Source organism: Paenarthrobacter nitroguajacolicus, from assembly GCF_029952445.1.
GTDB lineage: Bacteria > Actinomycetota > Actinomycetes > Actinomycetales > Micrococcaceae > Arthrobacter > Arthrobacter nitroguajacolicus_B.
Genome location: NZ_JAQPPK010000010.1, coordinates 1 through 17,661, shown reverse-complemented (window position 1 = coordinate 17,661; position 17,661 = coordinate 1). Strand labels below are relative to the sequence as shown.

Below are 17,661 nucleotides of genomic sequence, written 5' to 3'. Positions count from 1 at the left end.
GTCGTCTGCGGACCGGAGCTAGTGCTCTGACGCGCTGGACGTCTTGAGCGGGACCTCGTTGCCGTCCGCGTCGATGAGCTTGCCGTTCTCGAAGCGGTCGCCCTCGCTGAGGCATTTGATGTCCTCTTCGCTGACGATCCGGTCCGTGCCCGCGACGAACACCGACTGGTTGTCCGAGTTGCCGGCCTTGAAGTGGTTGAAGAGGATGTTCAGGATGATCGCCATGACCGCTGCCGAGCTGATGCCGGAGTGGAAGATCGTGGAGAACCAGGACGGGAACTGGTCGTAGAACTTCGGGGCCGCGATGGGGATCATGCCGAAGCCGATCGAAGCCGCCACGATGATCAGGTTCATGTTGTTCTTGTACTCGACCTTGGCCAGGGTGCGGATACCGCTGGCGGCCACCGTACCGAAAAGCACGACGCCGGCACCGCCCAGGACGGGCGTCGGGACCGCTGCGACAACCCGGCCAAGGATCGGCAGGAGGCCCAGGATCACCAGGATGAGGCCACCGGCGCTGACAACGAAGCGGCTCTTGATGCCCGTGATGGCCACGAGGCCCACGTTCTGCGCGAAGGCGCTCTGTGTGAACGAGTTGAACAGCGGGGAGATTGCGCTGGAGAGCATGTCGGCGCGGAGGCCGTCACCGATGCGGCGCGAATCCACCTTGGTGTCCACGATCTCGCCCACGGCGATGATGTCGGCCGAGGTCTCGGTGAGGGTCACCAGGATGACGATCAGCATGGAGATGATTGCGGCGATTTCAAAGGTCGGAGCGCCGAAAGCGAAGGGGGTGGGGAAAGCGACGATGTCGCCCTGGCCAACCTTGGAGAAATCTGCCATGCCGGCAACCAAGGCGATGATGGTGCCGATAACCATGGCCAGGAGGATCGAGAGCCGCGAGATGGCTGCGTTGCCCACCTTGCTCAGGAGCAGGACGATGCCCATCGTGGCTGCGGCGAGCCCGATGTTGGACACGCTGCCATAGTTGTCAGCCTTGGCGTTGCCGCCCATGGCCCAGTTGGCGGCAACCGGCATCAACGTGAGGCCGATGGTGGTGATGACCGTGCCAGTGACTACCGGTGGGAAGAATTTGATGATCTTTGAGAACAGGGGAGTGATCGCGAGGCCAATCAAGGAGGCCACGATCACCGAACCGAACACTGCCTGGATCCCGCCACCGCCTTGGACGATTGCCACCATGGTGGAAACGCCTGCGAAGGACACACCCTGGACCAGCGGCAGTTGCGAGCCGAACCACGGGATGCCCACGGTCTGAAGGATGGTGGCCAGGCCGCCCACGAACAAACACGCGGCAATCAGGAGGCCGATGTCCTGCGAGGACATACCGGCGGCGGCACCGATGATCAGCGGAGGTGCGATGATTCCGCCGTACATGGTCAGGACGTGCTGGAAGCCGTAGGCGAAGGTGCTTCCGATGGAGAGCCGCTTGTCCTCGGGCCTTTCCGACTGGTTCTTCCGGGGCGAGGTGGTATTCGCAGGGCGGGATTTCTTCTTGATGTTCATGGCAGACTTTCTGGGTTCATGGCAGACGTCTTCGTCTGGCTAACTGTGTCTGGCTAACAAAATCTTTGGGTTTGAGGGGTTTTTGGGGTTGGGTTTGTGTGCAGGCCGGGCCCTGGGCGGGGCGCTCCGGGCCTGACCTGCACACACATGTTGAGGTGTTGCGGTTTAGCAGAAGCCGGCGATGCCGCTCCAGGCAACCGGCGCAGCTGCGATGTTCTCGCGCTGGACGGTTGCTTCGATGAGGCCGTACGGGCGGTCGGCGGCGAAGAAGACCTCGTTGGGGTTGTCCAGGCCGAACGGGCTCAGGTCAACCAGGAAGTGGTGCTTGTTGGGCATGGAGAACTTGATTTCGGCAATTTCGCTGTGCGCTTCCAGGACCTTCTTGCCCATGTCGAACAGCGTCTGCTGCAAGGCGTGGGAGTAGTTCTCGGTGAAGCCCTCAAGAAGGAGTGCCTTGATGTCGTCGTAGCTCTTGTTGAAGTCCGTGCCGGCGACGTCCAGGTCGGTGTTGTAGCGCCAGCGGGCGGATACATCGGTGGCCAGGATGCGGTCGGTGGTCTCCGGCAGGGTGGTGTACTTGTCGCGCGGGTAGCCGACAAAGCCGGACTGCGTGGTCTTCAGGACGGTCAGGTCCTTGAGGCCGGAAATCACGTGCGTGGTTGCGCCATCACGGACGACGACGGCGGTACGCACCTCTTGTCCATTGCGGACGAAGCTGTGGTCGTGTCCCTCGCCGTGGGCCTGGATGCGGTCCCAGCTGTAGGACTCGGCTTCCCAGCGGCCGCCGGTTACCCAGTCGAATCCACCGGTGAAGTGGTCCGCGAGGCGCAGGAGGAAGGACTCGGGCGAACCGATGCCTTCACGTGCGAAGGCGTAAACGGTGTTCTTCTGGGTGTCGGTGGCAACCACGTGGCCGTTGTCGCCTTGGAGGTGTGCGGCCTGGAAGTCGCCGCGCAGCTGCGAGGTGACGTTCAGGTCTTCGATGTGGTGACGGTCCGTATCCCGAGTGACCTTGACGACGCGGACTTCTGCTTTGCCGTACTGGTTTTCGCCGAGGACGATGTTGTTGCTCATGGTCATATCCCAACTTCTGTGAGGTGGAACCTACGTTCCATCAATGAAATTAAGCGCGTGTTTCCACTGCGTTTCTGGTGGAGCCGACCCAACAAAAAAGAGCCGGCATCCATGGATGCCAGCTCATTACGACCCTGCCTGCTGCTCTCAGGTTACGTGACCTACGCCACGAACTGATTCGAGAGTAGCGCATGATTTCGGCTTGTGTATACGGGTTTCGGGAGATCGTTATGAAGAACCCGAATGTGACCGGGGCTACTTGTTCCGGCTGGATGAGGGTCTTGACGACTGGTTTGCGGCCCACTTAGACTTTCCACATAACAATAAAAGTTTTCCGAAGAGCGGAAACTGTGCACAAGAAAGAGGAGGAACAGATGGACTCGAAGGATACGAACAGCGTCGTGGAATTCCCGGCGCCGGGCCAGGAACTGTACCTGCCCTTTGGTGCGACAGATCCGGACTTCTACATTCCGGCCGACTGCGACCGCAAGGCCAGCGGGTTCTCCCGTTGGCTCCGTGCGCTTCCGGTGTTCGGCCGGCAGCGCCCCTGATTTCCAGCATTACGGGCGCGGACTCTGCGCAACAGAGCCAACGAGGCGGGTGGCACCAGGGGAGGTGCCGCCCGCTTTGTTGTGCCCGGGTTCTCCGCATCCCCCGGCCGTTTCGTTGCCCCGCTGCAGGTTGTGCCCAGCGCAGCATCGAGTGCGCAGCGAACCCACGAATCGGCCGGCTCCTGCGCCTGCCCGACGTCGACGCCGGCCCCCACCTTCCGCCGCCCGCTCAGCCATTTCGTTGCCGCGCTGCGGACTGGCCCACGCGCAGCATCGAGTGCGCAGCGAACCCACGAATCGGCGGCTCGGCTTATTGCTCCAGCGCCCGCAATACCCTCATTTTGAACTCCTGTTCCCGGTGCAGGTCCCGCCATTTGATCCGTATGAACGTCCACCCGAGCTCGATCAGGGCATTTTCCCGCTGCCGTTCCTTGTAGAGCACCTCCGATGTGGGTGCGTAGTCGAAGTACTTGACCTTTCCGTCAAACTCCAACGCCAGCTTTTTGTTCCGCCAGGCCAGGTCGAGGCGATGATCCCCCTCCACTGTGGATACCCTTACCTGCAGGTCCGGCATGTCGATCCGAAGCCGCTGGAGCAATTCCCGTGTGAGGGTCTCGCCGGGGGACTCTGATCTGGCATCAGCGTTCGCCAACGCCCTGCGAAGCGCCACAACCCCGTTGCGGCCTTTCAGGTGATCGCACATGAGCTGCATTTGGGCCCTGTCGGCGCCGAATCTCAGGGCATGATCCATGAGGACCAGGGATTGGCGGTCATTCAGGATGAGGCAACTGTCCACGACTGTCCGTTCCAAGGACGTGCACAGCATGCCCCTGACGGTCCGGATGTCACCGGGTTCCAGTGTGCGGGTGTGTGGAACGACATCCATTCCGTGGCAAGAGCGCGATGCAGTGGTCGGGGTGGTGATGTGCACCCGGTCGTCGACCTCCAACAGATACAACCCATGCAGCCTCGCCGCCGAGGTGTGGCTGTAGACAAAGCCGCGTGCCGACGTCGTGAGCGTTCCAAGGGTGTGTGCGGCAATCAGCTGCAGGCTTCGGACGGAGCGCTTTTGGGCCGCCCATGTACTGCTGCGGATGTAGCAGCCGCGGCGCGGCCGGACCAACTCCCCGCTGCGCACAAAGGCGGCAATCTTCCTGTCATTCAAACCGGCCTGGTGGAGCTGGTCGGTGCGCCATAACTTGGTGCCTTCGGGGAGTTGGGGTTCGAATATCTTCGTCATCAAATCAGCCTCGAACCCGGGGAAGGCAAGCAATAGGCTGTAAGGGTCCTATGTGGACAAATCCGATTCGTTGCCTCGCTGCACGCACTGCCGGGGGCACGGCCCAACGCGCAGCGGGGCGTCGAATAGGGCGAAAAGGGGCCGCGTCACATTTCAGCGAACTGTGGTCTGGGTCACGTAGGCTGGGCTGGCGGCCACCCTTCGGGTTCTTGGACCGTTGCGGGCCACATCCATCCGGGCCGCATTTGCCTGCTCGATGACGCTGGGCATATGTCCCCAGCGTCACGCCGCAGCGTGCTGAGCAACAACTGACGCTCGTCATCGAGCCGTGCCGGGACAACGAAATGCCCCGGCGTACAACCCTGCCTTTCGCGGGAGACACAGAGAGCCGGGAGTGGGGATCCGGCAACGCAGCAGCTTTGTTCATGGCTGCTACCCAAAGGAAATCAATGTCATGAAACCCACTATCTTCACGCTAGGGGCGGTGCTCGCGTTGGCCCTGGCGGGCTGCACGGACCCAGGCACGCCACCGCCCACCGAAAGCCCAACCGCAACCTCGACGGCGGAGCCCACGTCGAGTCCGACGGACCCGACGGCGGAGCCCACGTCGAGTCCGACCGGCCCGACGGCGGAGCCCACGTCTAGTCCGACTGACCCGACGGCGGAGCCCACGTCGAGTCCGACCGACCCGACGGCGGAGCCCACGTCGGAGCCGACGGTGACGTCCAGTCCGACATCCAGCCCAACTACGACGGCGAGCCCGAGTCCAAGCCCGACCGATCCGACCTCGGAGCCCACCGCCACAGCGAGCCCGTCGCCAACAAACTCCCCGACCCCAACCGCCACAGCGAGCCCGTCGCCAACAAGCACCCCCACCGCGACGGCATCGCCAACAAGCACCCCGACCCCGACCCCGTCGCCAACAAGCACGCCCACCCCCACGCCAACCACGCCCCCAGCCACCGGTAGCCTCGCCAGCCTGTCCCGTGTTCCGTGGGACGGCGGACCTGCGTATTGGGCCAAGTTCCCGGGTGCGGCGAAGCTGAATAATGCGAACCTGTTCCCAATCGGTGTCTGGTACGGCAAGCCAGGCCACGCCGCGCAGTTGAAGGACATCGGCGTGAACGTGTACCACAACGCAGAACACGATGGCTCCTCCATGCAGTCCATCACCGACACCGGAATGCTGGTCATTCCCGGCGGCGAGTGGACGCAGTCCGAGGTGGGAAGCAACCCGGGCGTGGTCGGTTGGGACACGGACGACGAATGCGAAATGGTCGGTTTGGGCTGCGGCAATGTCTCGGCCGCGCAGAACCTGACTGTCATGAAGCAGCTTGTGGCCAATATCCGGGCAAAGAACGATGGCCGTCCGGCCTTTGCGAACTACAGCAAGGGCATCTTTGGAACATACTGGGCTCCTGGCCTGATGGACGATTTCATGGCAGCAGTGGACGCCAGCAGCAACGATCAGTACTTCTATACCCGGGCCGATCTGCAGTTCGAGGTGGACCGTACGCCGTCGTGGCCAACGGGGGCCAAAGCGGCAAGCAGTGCAGCGTATGGCTGGGTCGCGGACCGCATGAGGGTGTACCAGGCAAGCCCGGGAATTAAGCCAAACTGGGTCTTCGTGGAATCGGCACGCCCGTTCCTGGAAAGCAACAGCGACAGGACCATCACACCGGAGCAGATGGAAGGCGCGATGTGGTCTGCCATCATCCATGAGGCACGCGGCATCGACATCTTCCAGCACAACAATGATCCCCAGTTTGGGACCTACAGCTTGGTTGATATCCCCGCTGACCGCAAGGCGAAGATCAAGGCTGCGCTGGCCGGCATCCAGTCACTGGCGCCGGTGCTGAACACCCAAAGCTATGCGTGGGACGCGGGCGCCGAGGGTGCGGACACCATGCTGAAAGCCAAGGATGGCAGTGCCTACCTGTTCGCCGGCATTGGGCTGAACGGCACCACCGGTTCCAAGACCTTCACCCTTCCTGCCGGAATCACAGGCACCCAGGTCGAGGTGGTCGGAGAAAACCGCACCATCTCCATCCAGAGCGGCAAGTTCACGGATTCCTTCGCCAACGAGTACACGCACCACATTTACAAGATCACCCTCTAGCCGGGCCGCGTCGACGCTGGAGATCGACGCGACCCCACACGCGAGGTCGCTGGAAAACCACGAAAACGCCGGAACGTTCCCTGCGAAATGGGCGCGTTCCGGCGTTTTCGTGAGCAGCGGGCCACCGAACAGCCCCGTAAGCTACCCGGCGACCAACTTCCGGGCGGCCGCAGAGTGCTCGGCGATGAGCCCAGCCACGTCAAGACCGGGAATCTCCCCGTCCACAACCCGCCACTGACCGCCAACCATCACCCGGTCCGCCCTGTCCGCGCCGCAGAGCAGCAGCGCGGCAACGGGGTCGTGGCTCCCGGAGAACCGCAGCGCGTCCAGCTTGAACATGGCCAGGTCGGCCTGCATTCCGGGGGCAAGCTGGCCAAGGTCGGGGCGTCCAAGGACGGCGGCAGAGCCACGCGTAGCCCAACCCAGCGCGCGCTCCACGGGAACGGAAGCCCCGTAGCGGAGCCGTTGCAAGTACAGTGCCTGCCGCGCCTCGAGGATCATGTTGGAAGCATCGTTCGACGCCGATCCATCGACTCCCAGCCCCACCGGCACACCCGCTGCCTCAAGTTCCAGGACACGCGCGGTCCCCGAGGCGAGCCGCATGTTGGACGTTGGGCAATGTGCGACGGCGGTGCCCGCGGCTCCGAGCCTGGCGATCTCTTCGTCGTTGAAGTGGATGCCGTGGCCCAACCAGGTGCGGTTTCCAAGCCAACCAACCGATTCCAGGTAGTCCACGGTCCGCAGGCCAAACATGGACCGGCAGAAGTCTTCCTCGTCGATGGTTTCCGCAAGGTGGGTGTGCAGCCGGACATCGTATCGTTCGGCCATGACCGCAGATTCGGCCATGATTTCCTTGGTTACAGAGAACGGGGAGCACGGGGCCAAAGCGATCTGCACGACGGCCCCGTCTCCGGTCTCGTGGTACGAACGAATCAGCCGTTCGCTGTCCGCAAGGATCGCCTCAGGCGACTGGACCGTGGTCCGGGGCGGCAGCCCGCCGTCGTCCTCTCCGAGCGTCATGGACCCGCGCGTCAAAGTGGCCCGCATTCCCATGGAACGTACGGCGGCGACCTCGATGTCGATCGCGTCTTCCATGCCGTCCGGGAACAGGTAGTGGTGGTCTGCGGCGGTGGTGCAGCCGGAAAGCAGCAGCTCCGCCAAAGCAACCTGCACCGCGAGCTCAAGGCTGCGGGGAGTGAGGCGTGCCCACACCGGGTAAAGGTTCTGCAGCCAGGGGAACAGGGGCACGTTGGCCACCGGACCCCAAGCGCGCGTGAGCGTTTGGTAGAAGTGGTGGTGGGTGTTGATGAGCCCGGGCAGGACCACATGTCCGGAGGCGTCAAACTCGGTACAGGGAACTGACGGGCGGCCACCGGCCGGCACCAGTTCGAGGATCTTCCCCTCGGAAACCACCAGGCCGTTCCCGGCGTCGTGGTCGTTGGCGGTGAAGATGCCCTGGGGGTTCTTGATCCAAAGTGGGGTCATTGCAGGTTCCTTGTCTGGTCGGCATGTATGCGTTCCAGCTCAGTTAGGCCCTGTCTGCTGATCCAGGTTTCCGGGCGGTCAAAGCGTCCGGTCACAAAAGCGTAGAAGCCCCGACGGCGGCAGTCAACGCCCGCGGGCGGTCACATTTGGCCATAACCCGTCGCGATAAGTAATTTCGCATGACGAAATAAAGTTTTCAAAAAACTATGGCGCGGCTCACAAACGTGGTGCTACGCTCTAACTGCCAAAGGCGGGCACCCGGACCTCGGGAAGCTATCTACCAGGCGCAACTTAACCTTCATCGCACATGCTGAAGCCTGGTAACCAAGCTAACTGGAGCTCTTTTTGCAGCGCCCCCGAAAGGTCACCCGGCTTCCACAGCACTAAGGAAGTCGCAACATGAGTACAACCGTCACGGCCGAGCAATTCCTGGCCACCTCCATTGAGCTGGCAACAGCCAATGTCCTCAACAGTGGGGGCCCGTTCGGCGCCGTCATTGTCACCGCGGACGGACGAGCCTTCGAAGGCGTCAACCGCGTCACCGCCACGAACGACCCCACCGCCCACGCAGAAGTCACGGCCATCCGTAACGCCTGCCGCGAACTGGGAACGTTCGACCTTAGCGGAGCAACCCTCTACACCAGCTGCGAGCCATGCCCCATGTGCCTGGCCTCCGCACTGTGGGCACGCGTAGACCGCGTGTTCTTTGCCGCAGACCGTCACGACGCCGCATCCGTTGGCTTCGATGACGCCGTCTTCTACGAGTACTTCGAGAACGACAACCGGGACGCGCTGATGCCGGTAGCCAAGCTGGAACTGGGCGACCCCCAGGCTCCGGAGGCCCTCCAGCCGTTCAACACATGGAACACGCTTGATTCCAGGATTGATTACTAGGGCCCGGTGGCTGAGATGAATATCCTGGACAACGCAGAAATGCAGACAGCAGCTGAGAAGCAGGCTGCGCTCCTCCCCAACGGAGACAACAGCGCAGAGCCCACAGCGGCAAAGCACACGGCAACCGGCCTTGCCCAGCAGGGCAACGGCCAGAAGCCGCCGAACTTCCTGGACAAGTTCTTCCAGATCTCCAAGCGTGGATCCACGCTGGCCCGCGAATTCCGGGGCGGCCTGGTCACCTTCTTCACCATGGCGTACATCGTTATCCTGAACCCGCTGATCCTCGGTGGCTTCTCGGCAGAGAACGCACCAACGGATGTGGCAGGTGGTTGGCTTTCCGCCGCCCAAGTCGGTGCCGTTACCGGCCTGACCGCCGGCGTCATGACCATCATTTTCGGTCTTATCGCCAACCTGCCGTTCGGTCTCGCGGCCGGTCTTGGCATCAACTCCTTCCTGGCTGTAGCAGTCATCCAGGAAGTCACCTGGCCGGAAGCCATGGGGCTGGTGGTCATCAACGGCATCCTGATCGTGCTCTTCGGTGCCACCGGCGCCCGGACGGCGATCTTCAAGGCAGTGCCCAAGGAACTCAAGGCCGCCATCACCGTTGGCATCGGCCTGTTCATCGCCTTCATCGGCTTCGTGGACTCCGGCTTTGTCCGTCCCACTGCGGGCGGTCCGCCGGTTCAGTTGGGCAACGATGGCTCCATCACGTCCATCCCCACCCTCGTCTTCATTGTTGGTTTGCTGGCCATGGGCATCCTCGTGGCACGCAAGATCCAGGGCGGCCTGCTGATCGGCATCGTCGCCACTACCGTCCTTGCCGCTGTTGTCGAGGCCATCTTCCACATCGGACCGGGCTCCGCAACCAATCCTGGCGGTTGGCACCTCAACGTGCCGATCTTGTCGAGCCAGCTGGTCTCCGTCCCGGATCTCAGCCTTGTGGGCCAGTTCGACCTCTTCGGCTCCTTTGCCAGGATCGGTGGGCTCGCTGCCACCATGTTGGTCTTCACCCTGGTGTTCACCAACTTTTTCGACGCCATGGGCACCATGACCGGCCTTGCCAAGAGCGCCGGCGTGGCCCACAAGGATGGAACGTTCCCCAAGCTGAAGTCGGCCTTCATCGTTGAAGGCATGGGCGCAGTGGTGGGTGGCGCAACCTCCGGTTCGTCCAACACGGTGTACATCGACTCCGCAGCGGGCATTGGCGAAGGCGCGCGCACCGGCCTGGCTTCCGTGGTCACCGGCCTGTTGTTCCTGGGCTCGATGTTCTTCACGCCGCTCACCTCGGTGGTGCCGCTTGAAGTAGCTGCAGCAGCGCTGGTGGTGGTGGGTGCCATGATGATGGCCCAGATCCGCGAGATCAAGTTCACCAAGTTCTCCATCGCGCTCCCGGCGTTCCTCACCATCGTGACCATGCCGCTGACGTACTCCATCGCCAACGGCATCGGCGTCGGGTTCGTCTCGTTCGCCATCATCAGCGCGGCATCCGGTAAAGCCAAGAAGGTCCATCCGCTCATGTGGGTGGTCACGGCAGGCTTCATCATCTACTTCGCCCGCGGCCCCATTAACGCTCTGATGGGCATCTAGCCGGGAGCCGCACCCCGCGCCGGCGGGTCCCTTCCGGCACTCTGATCGACGGTCCGTCGGTACCCACCGCACGAATAGGCGTCCGCCGTCGTCGTCCCTTATGAACAGGCACGACGGCGGGCGGCGGCTCGGGCGCCGACGCTCCGTCAGGGAACGGGGGCAGGGAGATGAAGCCCTTGCCCCCGTTCCTATGAACTCATACCTGAACTCGTATCGAACAAGCGCGACTACCCCTCAACAACCTCAGTCAATGAGAATATGAGGCAAGATCGCGCACTGCTCCGGCTGGGCCATCCCGGCCGGAGCACCTGGAAAAAGGACGTGTTGCCATGCTGGATCTGATGCCTTCACTGGGCAGCTGGCGGCCTGCGGTCACCGGCCAACGACTCGCCGTGGCCACCATCGTGGGCAGCGGCGGATCAGTGCCGCGGCCCTTGGGGACTTCCATGATGGTCTCCGAACACGGCGAAATCCTGGGCAGCCTGTCCGGTGGATGCGTGGAGGGCGCCGTCGTGGAGGCGGCTTTGGAAGCAATGCGCGACGGCGGTCCGCGCCTTGAGTCCTACGGCTACAGTGCCGAGGACGCGTTCGCCGTCGGACTCACCTGCGGCGGTGAGCTGGAAGTCCACATCCAGCCCTACGGGGCCGGCTCGCCGGAACTTTCGCTGTTCGCCGGGGCCCAACGCCCTGCGGCCTTGATCCGCCGCCTCGACGCCGGGGGAGGGGTGATGGTGGTGGATGATCCGGTGCGGTTCCGGGCCATGGAATCACAGGAACTGGCGAAGCTGCTGGGCGACCACCCCTCCACACTTTTTGCCGCCGCTGCGCAAGTGGAGCCGCTGCTCCAGGGCGGCCGCGCAGGCCTGGTCCGGCTGGCGCCACCGGAAGGCTGCATCGACGGCTGGGTTACCACCGAGAGGTTGGCGGCCCCACCCCGCGAAGAGGAAGAACCGCAGCCCATCACGCTGTTTGTGGAAAGCCGCCTGCCGGCAGCGCGCATGCTGGTCTTCGGAGCCAACGACTTCGGCGCAGCCTTGTTGCCGGTCGGGCAACTCCTTGGCTACAACGTCACCCTTTGTGATGCACGGCCGGCCTTCGCTTCCCAAACCCGCTTCGCCGGGGCCGACCAGGTTGTCACCGACTGGCCACACCGTTACCTGGAAGCCGAGGCAGCCGGTGGGCGCCTGGATTCGCGCACGGTCGTTTGCGTTATGACCCACGACCCCAAATTCGATATCCCCCTGCTCCAGGCCGCGCTCAGACTGAACCTGGCTTACGTCGGCGCCCTGGGCTCACGCCGCAGCCACCGCCAACGTGTGGAAGCGCTGCTCCAGGCAGGAACTCCAACCGACTCCTTGGACCGGCTGCATTCGCCCATCGGACTGGACCTCGGCGCCGTGACCCCGGCCGAAGTGGCAGTTTCCATCACGGCCGAAGTCATCGCCGGGCGCGGGGCCAGCCGGAACAACACTGGGTTCCCTTCCCTCAAAGACGGCGACGGCCCGATCCACCCAGCACCGATCCACCCGGCACCCATTGACCCAGCACCTCAACACCTCACTCAGGAGGACCCATGGACATGAACACCATCGAGGCCGTGGTCCCCACCACGGACCCGGCACAATGGCGCGACGGCGATGCCTGGCTGGCCGGCGGCACGGTCCTTTTCTCCTACGGAAGCACCGTGCTCAAGCGTCTCCTGGACCTGGGACAGACGGGTTGGCCGGCCATCACCGTCACCGACGACGGCATCGAGTTGGCCTCCACCTGCACTGTTGCCGAACTCTATGCCCTGCCCGTTTCCGCCGAGGCTGCCCACCGCGAGTGGCCCGGACTGGCGCTGATCCGGCCGTGCTGCGATTCGTTCGTGGCCTCGTTCAAGATCTGGAACATGTCCACGGTGGGCGGGAACATCTGCACGGGACTTCCGGCCGGACCCATGACGTCGCTCTGCGCCGGACTGGACGGCATGGCGACCCTGCTCAGCCCTGACGGAACCAGCCGGACCGTTCCGGTGGCCGACGTCGTTGTGGGCGATATGCAAACGGTGCTGGCACCGGGCGAGTTGCTCCGCAGCATCCACCTCCCCGCCGAGGCACTCTCTGCCCGGGTGGCGTTCCGGCGCTTGTCGCTGAGCAACCTCGGCCGCTCCGGGGTATTGCTGATCGGCAGGCTCGACCCCGTTTTTGGCTTGGTCATCACTGTCACCGCTTCCACCAAAAGGCCCGTGCAGCTGAGGTTCCCGGCCGATCAGGTTCCCGACGCCGCGACGCTGGCCGCCGCCGTCGAACATTCCATTCCGTGGCCGCTGTACCACGACGACATCCACGGGCTTCCGGCATGGCGCCGCGACATGACCTTCAAGCTGGCCGAAGAGATCAGGGCGGAGCTGCTGGATGAGTCGATGACGGTGTCCGGCGATTTCTGGCCGCCGCACGCCACCTCGCCGCAGCCGTCCACGCAACCCGAAACTCCAGGCACCCAGAAGGAGGCCTCCCATGGCAATTGAGATCAACGGCGCGCCCTCGCAGGCCACACCCCGCCCCGGCCAGTGCCTCCGCACGTTCCTGCGGGAAGAGGGCAACTTCGGCGTCAAGAAGGGTTGCGACGGCGGTGACTGCGGCGCGTGCACGGTTTACGTCGACGGCACGCCTGTCCACAGCTGCATCTACCCGGCCGTCCGCGCCGAGGGCAAGGCAGTCACCACTATCGAAGGCCTCGCTACGGCTGAGGGGCTGCACCCGGTCCAGGAGCAGTTCCTGGAGTCGCAGGGTTTCCAGTGCGGTTTCTGCACTGCCGGAATGATGATGACCGCAGCTACGTTCGACGACGAACAACGCGCCAACCTGCCCCGGAACCTCAAGGGAAACCTGTGCCGTTGCACCGGTTACCGTTCCATCGCGGACGCCGTTTGCGGGCACTCCGGGGACCACCAGCACGAACAGCACGACGAGCACGACGCCGGAGCTGACGTTTCCGGGGCACAGGCACCTGTCGCCGTCGAACCTGCACGCGGCCAGCTTGGGGACAACGTTCCCGCACCCGCCGGCCAAGCCGTCGTGACAGGAACCGAACGGTACACCTTGGATGTTCCGGCCGGGCAACTCCCGGGCCTGCTGCATATGAAACTCCTGCGTTCACCGCATCCACACGCACGCATCGTCTCCATCAACAAGGCTCCGGCATTGGCTGTCCCGGGCGTCGTGGCGGTCTTCACGCATGAGGACGCTCCGCAGCAACTTTTCTCCACGGCCCAGCACGAGAACTTCACCGACGATCCCGACGACACCCGCGTGCTGGACCACGTTGTGCGGTTCATCGGGCAGCGGGTTGCCGCCGTCGTGGCCGAATCGGTGGGCGCCGCGGAAGCCGGAGCCCGCGCGCTGGAAGTACAGTACGAACTGCTGGAACCCGTGTTCACCCCCCAGGAAGCCATTCTTCCGGGAGCCCCTGCCATTCACGGTGAGAAAGACGGGGTGTTCTCCCGCATTTCGCGTCCGCAGCACAACGTGGTGGCAGAGGTCCACGCCGAACTGGGCAGCGTGGCTGACGGCTTCGCGGCGGCCGACTTCATCCACGAACACACGTACCAGACCCAGCGTGTGCAGCACGTGGCCATGGAAACACACGCCTCCATTGCCTGGGTTGATGAGGATGGGCGACTGATGGTCCGTTCCTCCACGCAGGTACCTTTCCTGGTGAAACGCACATTGGGCCGCTTGTTCAACCTGACCCCCGAGACCATCCGGGTTGTGGCCGGGCGGGTTGGTGGCGGCTTCGGCGGCAAGCAGGAAGTCCTTACCGAGGACCTTGTAGCGCTTGCTGCCCTGGCTCTTCGCAGGCCAGTCCAACTGGAGTTCACCCGGACCGAGCAGTTCACGGCCACCACCACGCGGCACCCTTTCACCATCCACCTGAAGGCCGGGGCCAACAGGGACGGCTACCTCACAGCGCTGCAACTGAACGTGCTCACGAACACCGGCGCCTACGGAAACCATGCTCCCGGTGTGATGTTCCATGGCTGCGGTGAGTCGTTGGCCGTTTACAAGTGCGTGAACAAGAAAGTGGATGCCCACGCCGTCTACACCAACACTGTTCCGGCCGGGGCTTTCCGCGGGTACGGACTGAGCCAAATGATCTTCGCGATTGAGTCGGCCATCGATGAGCTGGCCATCGGAATCGGCATGGATCCCCTTGAATTCCGGCTCAAGAACATGGTCCGTCCCGGCGACCACATGCTTTCCACCACGCCCGAGCCCGAGGAAGACGTCCACTACGGCAGCTACGGCCTGGATCAGTGCGTTTCGTTGGTCAGGGATGCCCTGGACCGTGGCAAGGAACGTTATCGCGCCGCCGGCCTGGACGATCTCGGACCCGAGTGGGTCGTGGGGGAGGGCTCGGCCCTGTCCATGATCGACACCGTCCCGCCCCGCGGCCACTTCGCCCACACCCGGGTGAGCCTGGAAGCGGACGGAAGGTTCGCCGTCGACGTCGGTACTGCCGAATTCGGTAACGGCACCACCACCGTCCACGCGCAATTGGCGGCCACGGCGCTAGCGACCTCCGCCTACGCCATTCAGGTGCGGCAGTCCGACACGGACCTGGTGGAGCACGATACCGGTGCGTTCGGCTCGGCCGGAACCGTGGTTGCGGGCAAGGCGACACTCGGTGCGGCGCTGGAGCTGGCTACCCGGATCCAGACGGTGGCCGCTTCGCTGACCGGTGTTCCGTTGGCGGAGTGCCGTTTGGTGGACGGCGCTGTCCAGTGTGGGGACCGCTCGGTGCCGCTGAAGGAGATTGTCGACGCCGCCCGGCTCCAGGGCGTCCGGCTCGCCACCGATGGCAACTGGGGTGGAACGCCGCGCTCCGTAGCGTTCAACGTGCATGGCTTCCGCGTCGCCGTGAACAAGGGGACGGGTGAGCTGCGGATACTGCAAAGCGTCCAGGCTGCCGATGCCGGAGTGGTGGTGAATCCGCGGCAGTGCCGCGGCCAGATCGAGGGCGGCATAGCGCAGGCCCTCGGCGCGGTGCTGTACGAGGAAGTGAAAGTGGACGACGCCGGCCGGGTCACCACGGACATCCTGCGGCAGTACCACATCCCGTCGTTCGCGGATGTGCCCCGGAGCGAGGTGTATTTCGCCAAGACCAACGATTCCACGGGTCCCTTGGGCGCCAAGTCCATGAGCGAGAGCCCCTTCAACCCGGTGGCTCCCGCGCTGGCCAATGCGATCCGCAACGCCACGGGGATCCGCTTCGGTGAGTTGCCCATCGCGCGGGACAAGATCTACCTGGCCCTCCGCGACCACACCCTCATACCCAACTAAGTAACAGCACATGTCGCAATGGACGCCCATTGCGACATGTGCTGTCACTTACTTGGGTGAGAGGGGGAGTTCCATGAACACGCTGTTCGGATCAAGGGTGTAATCCGCGAACGGCGGGCACTCCGTGAACCCATGCCGGGCATACAGGCGACGGGCCGGGGCAAAATACTCTTCGGTTCCTGTTTCCAGGGCCACCCGTGCAAAACCGCGGGTCCGTGCTTCGGCCACGATGTGCTTGAGCATCAAAGTGGCCACACCGCGTCCCCGGGCGTTGGCTGTGGTCCGCATCGACTTCAGTTCGGCATCGCCCAAGGACAACGTCTTCAGCGCCCCGCAGCCCAACAGGACGCCATCCTCCCGGGCGGTCCAGAACGTGATCGATTCGTGGGACAACGCCGACTGGTCCAAAGCATGAACGCTCTCCGCAGGGGACGTCGCGAACATGTCGGCCAGGTGCTCGCCGAGGAGCGCGTGGACGTCAGGGCGTGCGGGATCGTCCGTTTCGATGCTGATCATGGACCCTAATTTACCTGCCGCTACCCATCCAGCAGATGCAGGCTGTCCTTGGTATCCAGGTCGTCTCCCGAGCACAGATCGCTGCAGTCCACCAGGTCCACCAAGCCTGGATGCGCTTTGAGGAACGAACGCGCGCCCGTGTCGCCATGGGCGGCCGCGGCCGCTTCGGAGCGGAGTCCGACGTCGAAAATCACCGGGTGCCTGCGCTTTAGTCGTCCTGACTCGTCAGGGTACGCGGCCGCGGTGACCCGGCCGGGACGATGGCTGCCCAGCAACCTGCTCACCGCCGTCGGGGTTAATCCGGGTTGGTCAACCAGCGCCACCATGATGCCGTTGCCGGGCGGTGCGGCGTCGATGCCTGCACGGAACGAACCGGCCATGCCTTTGGCCCACGCAGGGTTGTCCACCACGGTGTGCGTGCCCAGGTCCGTGGTGCTTCGAACACGTTCGGCTTCGGCCCCTAGGACAACCACCACCTCGCTGCAGCCGCCGTCGAACAAGGTGTCCGCCAGGACTTCCACCAGCGTGCGGCCGCGGAAAGGCAGCAGCGCCTTCGGGCCGCGTCCCAATCGGGTACCGGCGCCCGCAGCGAGCAGGACGCCCGTGGTGGGCGGGCCGGATTGAGTCATATCCTCACCATACGCGCGGGGGTGCATGCGGTCTCTAGCTCCTTGGGGGCTTTCCATTTGATCTACCGATATCGGTTTCAAACTACTCCTGAGTAGGGCTTTTGGCCCCGCGAATTGGCCATTAGGGTCAGTGAGGGAGTTAGGAAGTCAGCTCGACGACGCAACGACGCGTGAAAGAACAGGGGACATGGCGGGCAGTTTCGAAATTCTCAAGGCAGGGGCCAACTCTTTCCGGTTCCGGCTCACAGCAGACGATGGCACGGTTGTGGCAGTGTCGCCACAATTTCCCAACCTGAAGGCAGTGGTTGCCGGTATCAACGCAGTCCGCGAAAACGCCGCAACGGGTTTCGTGGTCGACCGGAGGAATTTGGGCACGTGAGTGGACCGTCTGCAGATGATCCTGGAGCGAAACGGGAATTGGCGGCAATGTTCTTCAAGAACATTGCCGCCAATTCCCGTTGCAGGACCTGTCAGGCGTCTCCGCCTGCTCCGCCGGTGGTGCCGGCGTTCACGTCAAGCAGCTTGTAGCGGTCAATGGCGTACGACGGCGCGCCCTCCTCGACCTCGCCCCTCGCCGCCAGCAACTGCAGGGTTTTGGCGACGATGGAGTGGGTGTCGTTTTTGAAGTAGCGGCGTGCGGCTTGGCGGGTGTCGGAGAAGCCGAAGCCGTCTGCTCCGAGGGAGGCGAAGTCGTTGGGGATGAATTGGCGGATTT

The 17,661-nt window shown here is 63.7% G+C and carries 16 protein-coding genes; 8 read left to right on the top strand and 8 right to left on the bottom strand.

The genetic code is table 11. From position 1 onward, the window contains the following. Positions 1–18: 18 nt before the first annotated feature. The gene (locus tag PJL15_RS08890) at positions 19–1,527 is read right to left on the bottom strand and encodes a nucleobase:cation symporter-2 family protein (RefSeq protein ID WP_281450788.1); all 1,509 of its coding nucleotides are present in this window, start codon (positions 1,525–1,527) and stop codon (positions 19–21) included. A gap of 165 nt (positions 1,528–1,692) precedes the next feature. Continuing rightward, positions 1,693–2,607, bottom strand: a complete 915-nt coding sequence (gene pucL, locus PJL15_RS08885) for a factor-independent urate hydroxylase (RefSeq protein WP_281450787.1) — start codon at positions 2,605–2,607, stop codon at positions 1,693–1,695. A 368-nt stretch (positions 2,608–2,975) separates the two neighbouring features. Here pucL and PJL15_RS08880 point away from each other — a divergent pair, with 368 nt between their 5' ends. Beyond that, the gene (locus tag PJL15_RS08880; RefSeq protein WP_167267136.1) at positions 2,976–3,152 is read left to right on the top strand and encodes a hypothetical protein; all 177 of its coding nucleotides are present in this window, start codon (positions 2,976–2,978) and stop codon (positions 3,150–3,152) included. 310 nt (positions 3,153–3,462) lie between these two features. On the opposite strand, the gene PJL15_RS08875 is transcribed toward PJL15_RS08880, so the two are convergent. Next, a complete protein-coding gene (locus PJL15_RS08875) occupies positions 3,463–4,392 on the bottom strand; it encodes a type IV toxin-antitoxin system AbiEi family antitoxin domain-containing protein (RefSeq protein ID WP_281450786.1) in 930 nt (309 codons plus the stop codon). 432 nt (positions 4,393–4,824) lie between these two features. Beyond that, on the bottom strand, positions 4,825–5,355 hold the full coding sequence (locus tag PJL15_RS08870; protein WP_281450785.1) for a hypothetical protein: 531 nt from the start codon (positions 5,353–5,355) through the stop codon (positions 4,825–4,827). Between the two features lie 157 nt (positions 5,356–5,512). On the opposite strand from PJL15_RS08870, the gene PJL15_RS08865 reads away from it, so the two are divergent. Then, positions 5,513–6,511 carry a hypothetical protein gene (locus PJL15_RS08865; RefSeq protein ID WP_281450784.1) on the top strand — a complete coding sequence of 333 codons (999 nt, stop codon included), beginning with the start codon at positions 5,513–5,515 and terminating at the stop codon, positions 6,509–6,511. 141 nt (positions 6,512–6,652) lie between these two features. Here PJL15_RS08865 and PJL15_RS08860 read toward each other — a convergent pair whose 3' ends face one another. Then, positions 6,653–7,996, bottom strand: a complete 1,344-nt coding sequence (locus PJL15_RS08860) for an 8-oxoguanine deaminase (protein WP_281450783.1) — start codon at positions 7,994–7,996, stop codon at positions 6,653–6,655. A gap of 399 nt (positions 7,997–8,395) precedes the next feature. On the opposite strand from PJL15_RS08860, the gene PJL15_RS08855 reads away from it, so the two are divergent. From PJL15_RS08855 to PJL15_RS08835, 5 genes are all read left to right on the top strand, one after another. After that, positions 8,396–8,890 (top strand): nucleoside deaminase, encoded by a 495-nt coding sequence (locus PJL15_RS08855; protein WP_011776019.1) that lies wholly within the window; start codon positions 8,396–8,398, stop codon positions 8,888–8,890. Between the two features lie 6 nt (positions 8,891–8,896). After that, the gene (locus tag PJL15_RS08850; RefSeq protein WP_281450782.1) at positions 8,897–10,477 is read left to right on the top strand and encodes an NCS2 family permease; all 1,581 of its coding nucleotides are present in this window, start codon (positions 8,897–8,899) and stop codon (positions 10,475–10,477) included. 329 nt (positions 10,478–10,806) lie between these two features. Next, positions 10,807–12,060, top strand: coding sequence for an XdhC family protein (locus PJL15_RS08845; RefSeq protein WP_281450781.1), 1,254 nt, complete (start codon positions 10,807–10,809; stop codon positions 12,058–12,060). After that, positions 12,051–12,986: an FAD binding domain-containing protein gene (locus PJL15_RS08840; protein ID WP_281450780.1), complete on the top strand. Its 936-nt coding sequence runs from the start codon at positions 12,051–12,053 to the stop codon at positions 12,984–12,986. Before PJL15_RS08845 ends, PJL15_RS08840 begins: the two co-directional genes overlap by 10 nt. Further along, complete coding sequence (locus tag PJL15_RS08835; protein WP_281450779.1) at positions 12,976–15,801, top strand: molybdopterin-dependent oxidoreductase; 2,826 nt, start codon at positions 12,976–12,978, stop codon at positions 15,799–15,801. The genes PJL15_RS08840 and PJL15_RS08835 overlap by 11 nt, the downstream gene beginning before the upstream one ends. A gap of 48 nt (positions 15,802–15,849) precedes the next feature. Here the strand turns inward: PJL15_RS08835 and PJL15_RS08830 are convergent, their stop codons facing one another. Both PJL15_RS08830 and nboR read right to left on the bottom strand, forming a co-directional pair. Beyond that, on the bottom strand, positions 15,850–16,317 hold the full coding sequence (locus PJL15_RS08830; protein WP_281450778.1) for a GNAT family N-acetyltransferase: 468 nt from the start codon (positions 16,315–16,317) through the stop codon (positions 15,850–15,852). A 20-nt stretch (positions 16,318–16,337) separates the two neighbouring features. After that, positions 16,338–16,973, bottom strand: a complete 636-nt coding sequence (gene nboR / locus PJL15_RS08825; RefSeq protein ID WP_281450777.1) for a nicotine blue oxidoreductase — start codon at positions 16,971–16,973, stop codon at positions 16,338–16,340. A gap of 160 nt (positions 16,974–17,133) precedes the next feature. Between nboR and PJL15_RS08820 the strand changes: the two genes are divergently transcribed. Then, on the top strand, positions 17,134–17,325 hold the full coding sequence (locus PJL15_RS08820) for a YegP family protein (RefSeq protein WP_281450776.1): 192 nt from the start codon (positions 17,134–17,136) through the stop codon (positions 17,323–17,325). A gap of 91 nt (positions 17,326–17,416) precedes the next feature. Here PJL15_RS08820 and PJL15_RS08815 read toward each other — a convergent pair. Further along, on the bottom strand, positions 17,417–17,661 hold a 245-nt coding region (locus PJL15_RS08815; protein WP_159709030.1), incomplete at its 5' end, for a hypothetical protein.

Excerpts from the sequence above, each read along its gene's own strand:
- PJL15_RS08890 (WP_281450788.1), bottom strand. The coding sequence starts at position 1,527 with ATGAACATCAAGAAGAAATCCCGCCCTGCGAATACCACCTCGCCCCGG.
- pucL (WP_281450787.1), bottom strand. The coding sequence starts at position 2,607 with ATGACCATGAGCAACAACATCGTCCTCGGCGAAAACCAGTACGGCAAA.
- PJL15_RS08880 (WP_167267136.1), top strand. The coding sequence starts at position 2,976 with ATGGACTCGAAGGATACGAACAGCGTCGTGGAATTCCCGGCGCCGGGC.
- PJL15_RS08875 (WP_281450786.1), bottom strand. The coding sequence starts at position 4,392 with ATGACGAAGATATTCGAACCCCAACTCCCCGAAGGCACCAAGTTATGG.
- PJL15_RS08860 (WP_281450783.1), bottom strand. The coding sequence starts at position 7,996 with ATGACCCCACTTTGGATCAAGAACCCCCAGGGCATCTTCACCGCCAAC.
- PJL15_RS08855 (WP_011776019.1), top strand. The coding sequence starts at position 8,396 with ATGAGTACAACCGTCACGGCCGAGCAATTCCTGGCCACCTCCATTGAG.
- PJL15_RS08845 (WP_281450781.1), top strand. The coding sequence starts at position 10,807 with ATGCTGGATCTGATGCCTTCACTGGGCAGCTGGCGGCCTGCGGTCACC.
- PJL15_RS08840 (WP_281450780.1), top strand. The coding sequence starts at position 12,051 with ATGGACATGAACACCATCGAGGCCGTGGTCCCCACCACGGACCCGGCA.
- PJL15_RS08835 (WP_281450779.1), top strand. The coding sequence starts at position 12,976 with ATGGCAATTGAGATCAACGGCGCGCCCTCGCAGGCCACACCCCGCCCC.
- PJL15_RS08830 (WP_281450778.1), bottom strand. The coding sequence starts at position 16,317 with ATGATCAGCATCGAAACGGACGATCCCGCACGCCCTGACGTCCACGCG.
- nboR (WP_281450777.1), bottom strand. The coding sequence starts at position 16,973 with ATGCACCCCCGCGCGTATGGTGAGGATATGACTCAATCCGGCCCGCCC.
- PJL15_RS08820 (WP_281450776.1), top strand. The coding sequence starts at position 17,134 with ATGGCGGGCAGTTTCGAAATTCTCAAGGCAGGGGCCAACTCTTTCCGG.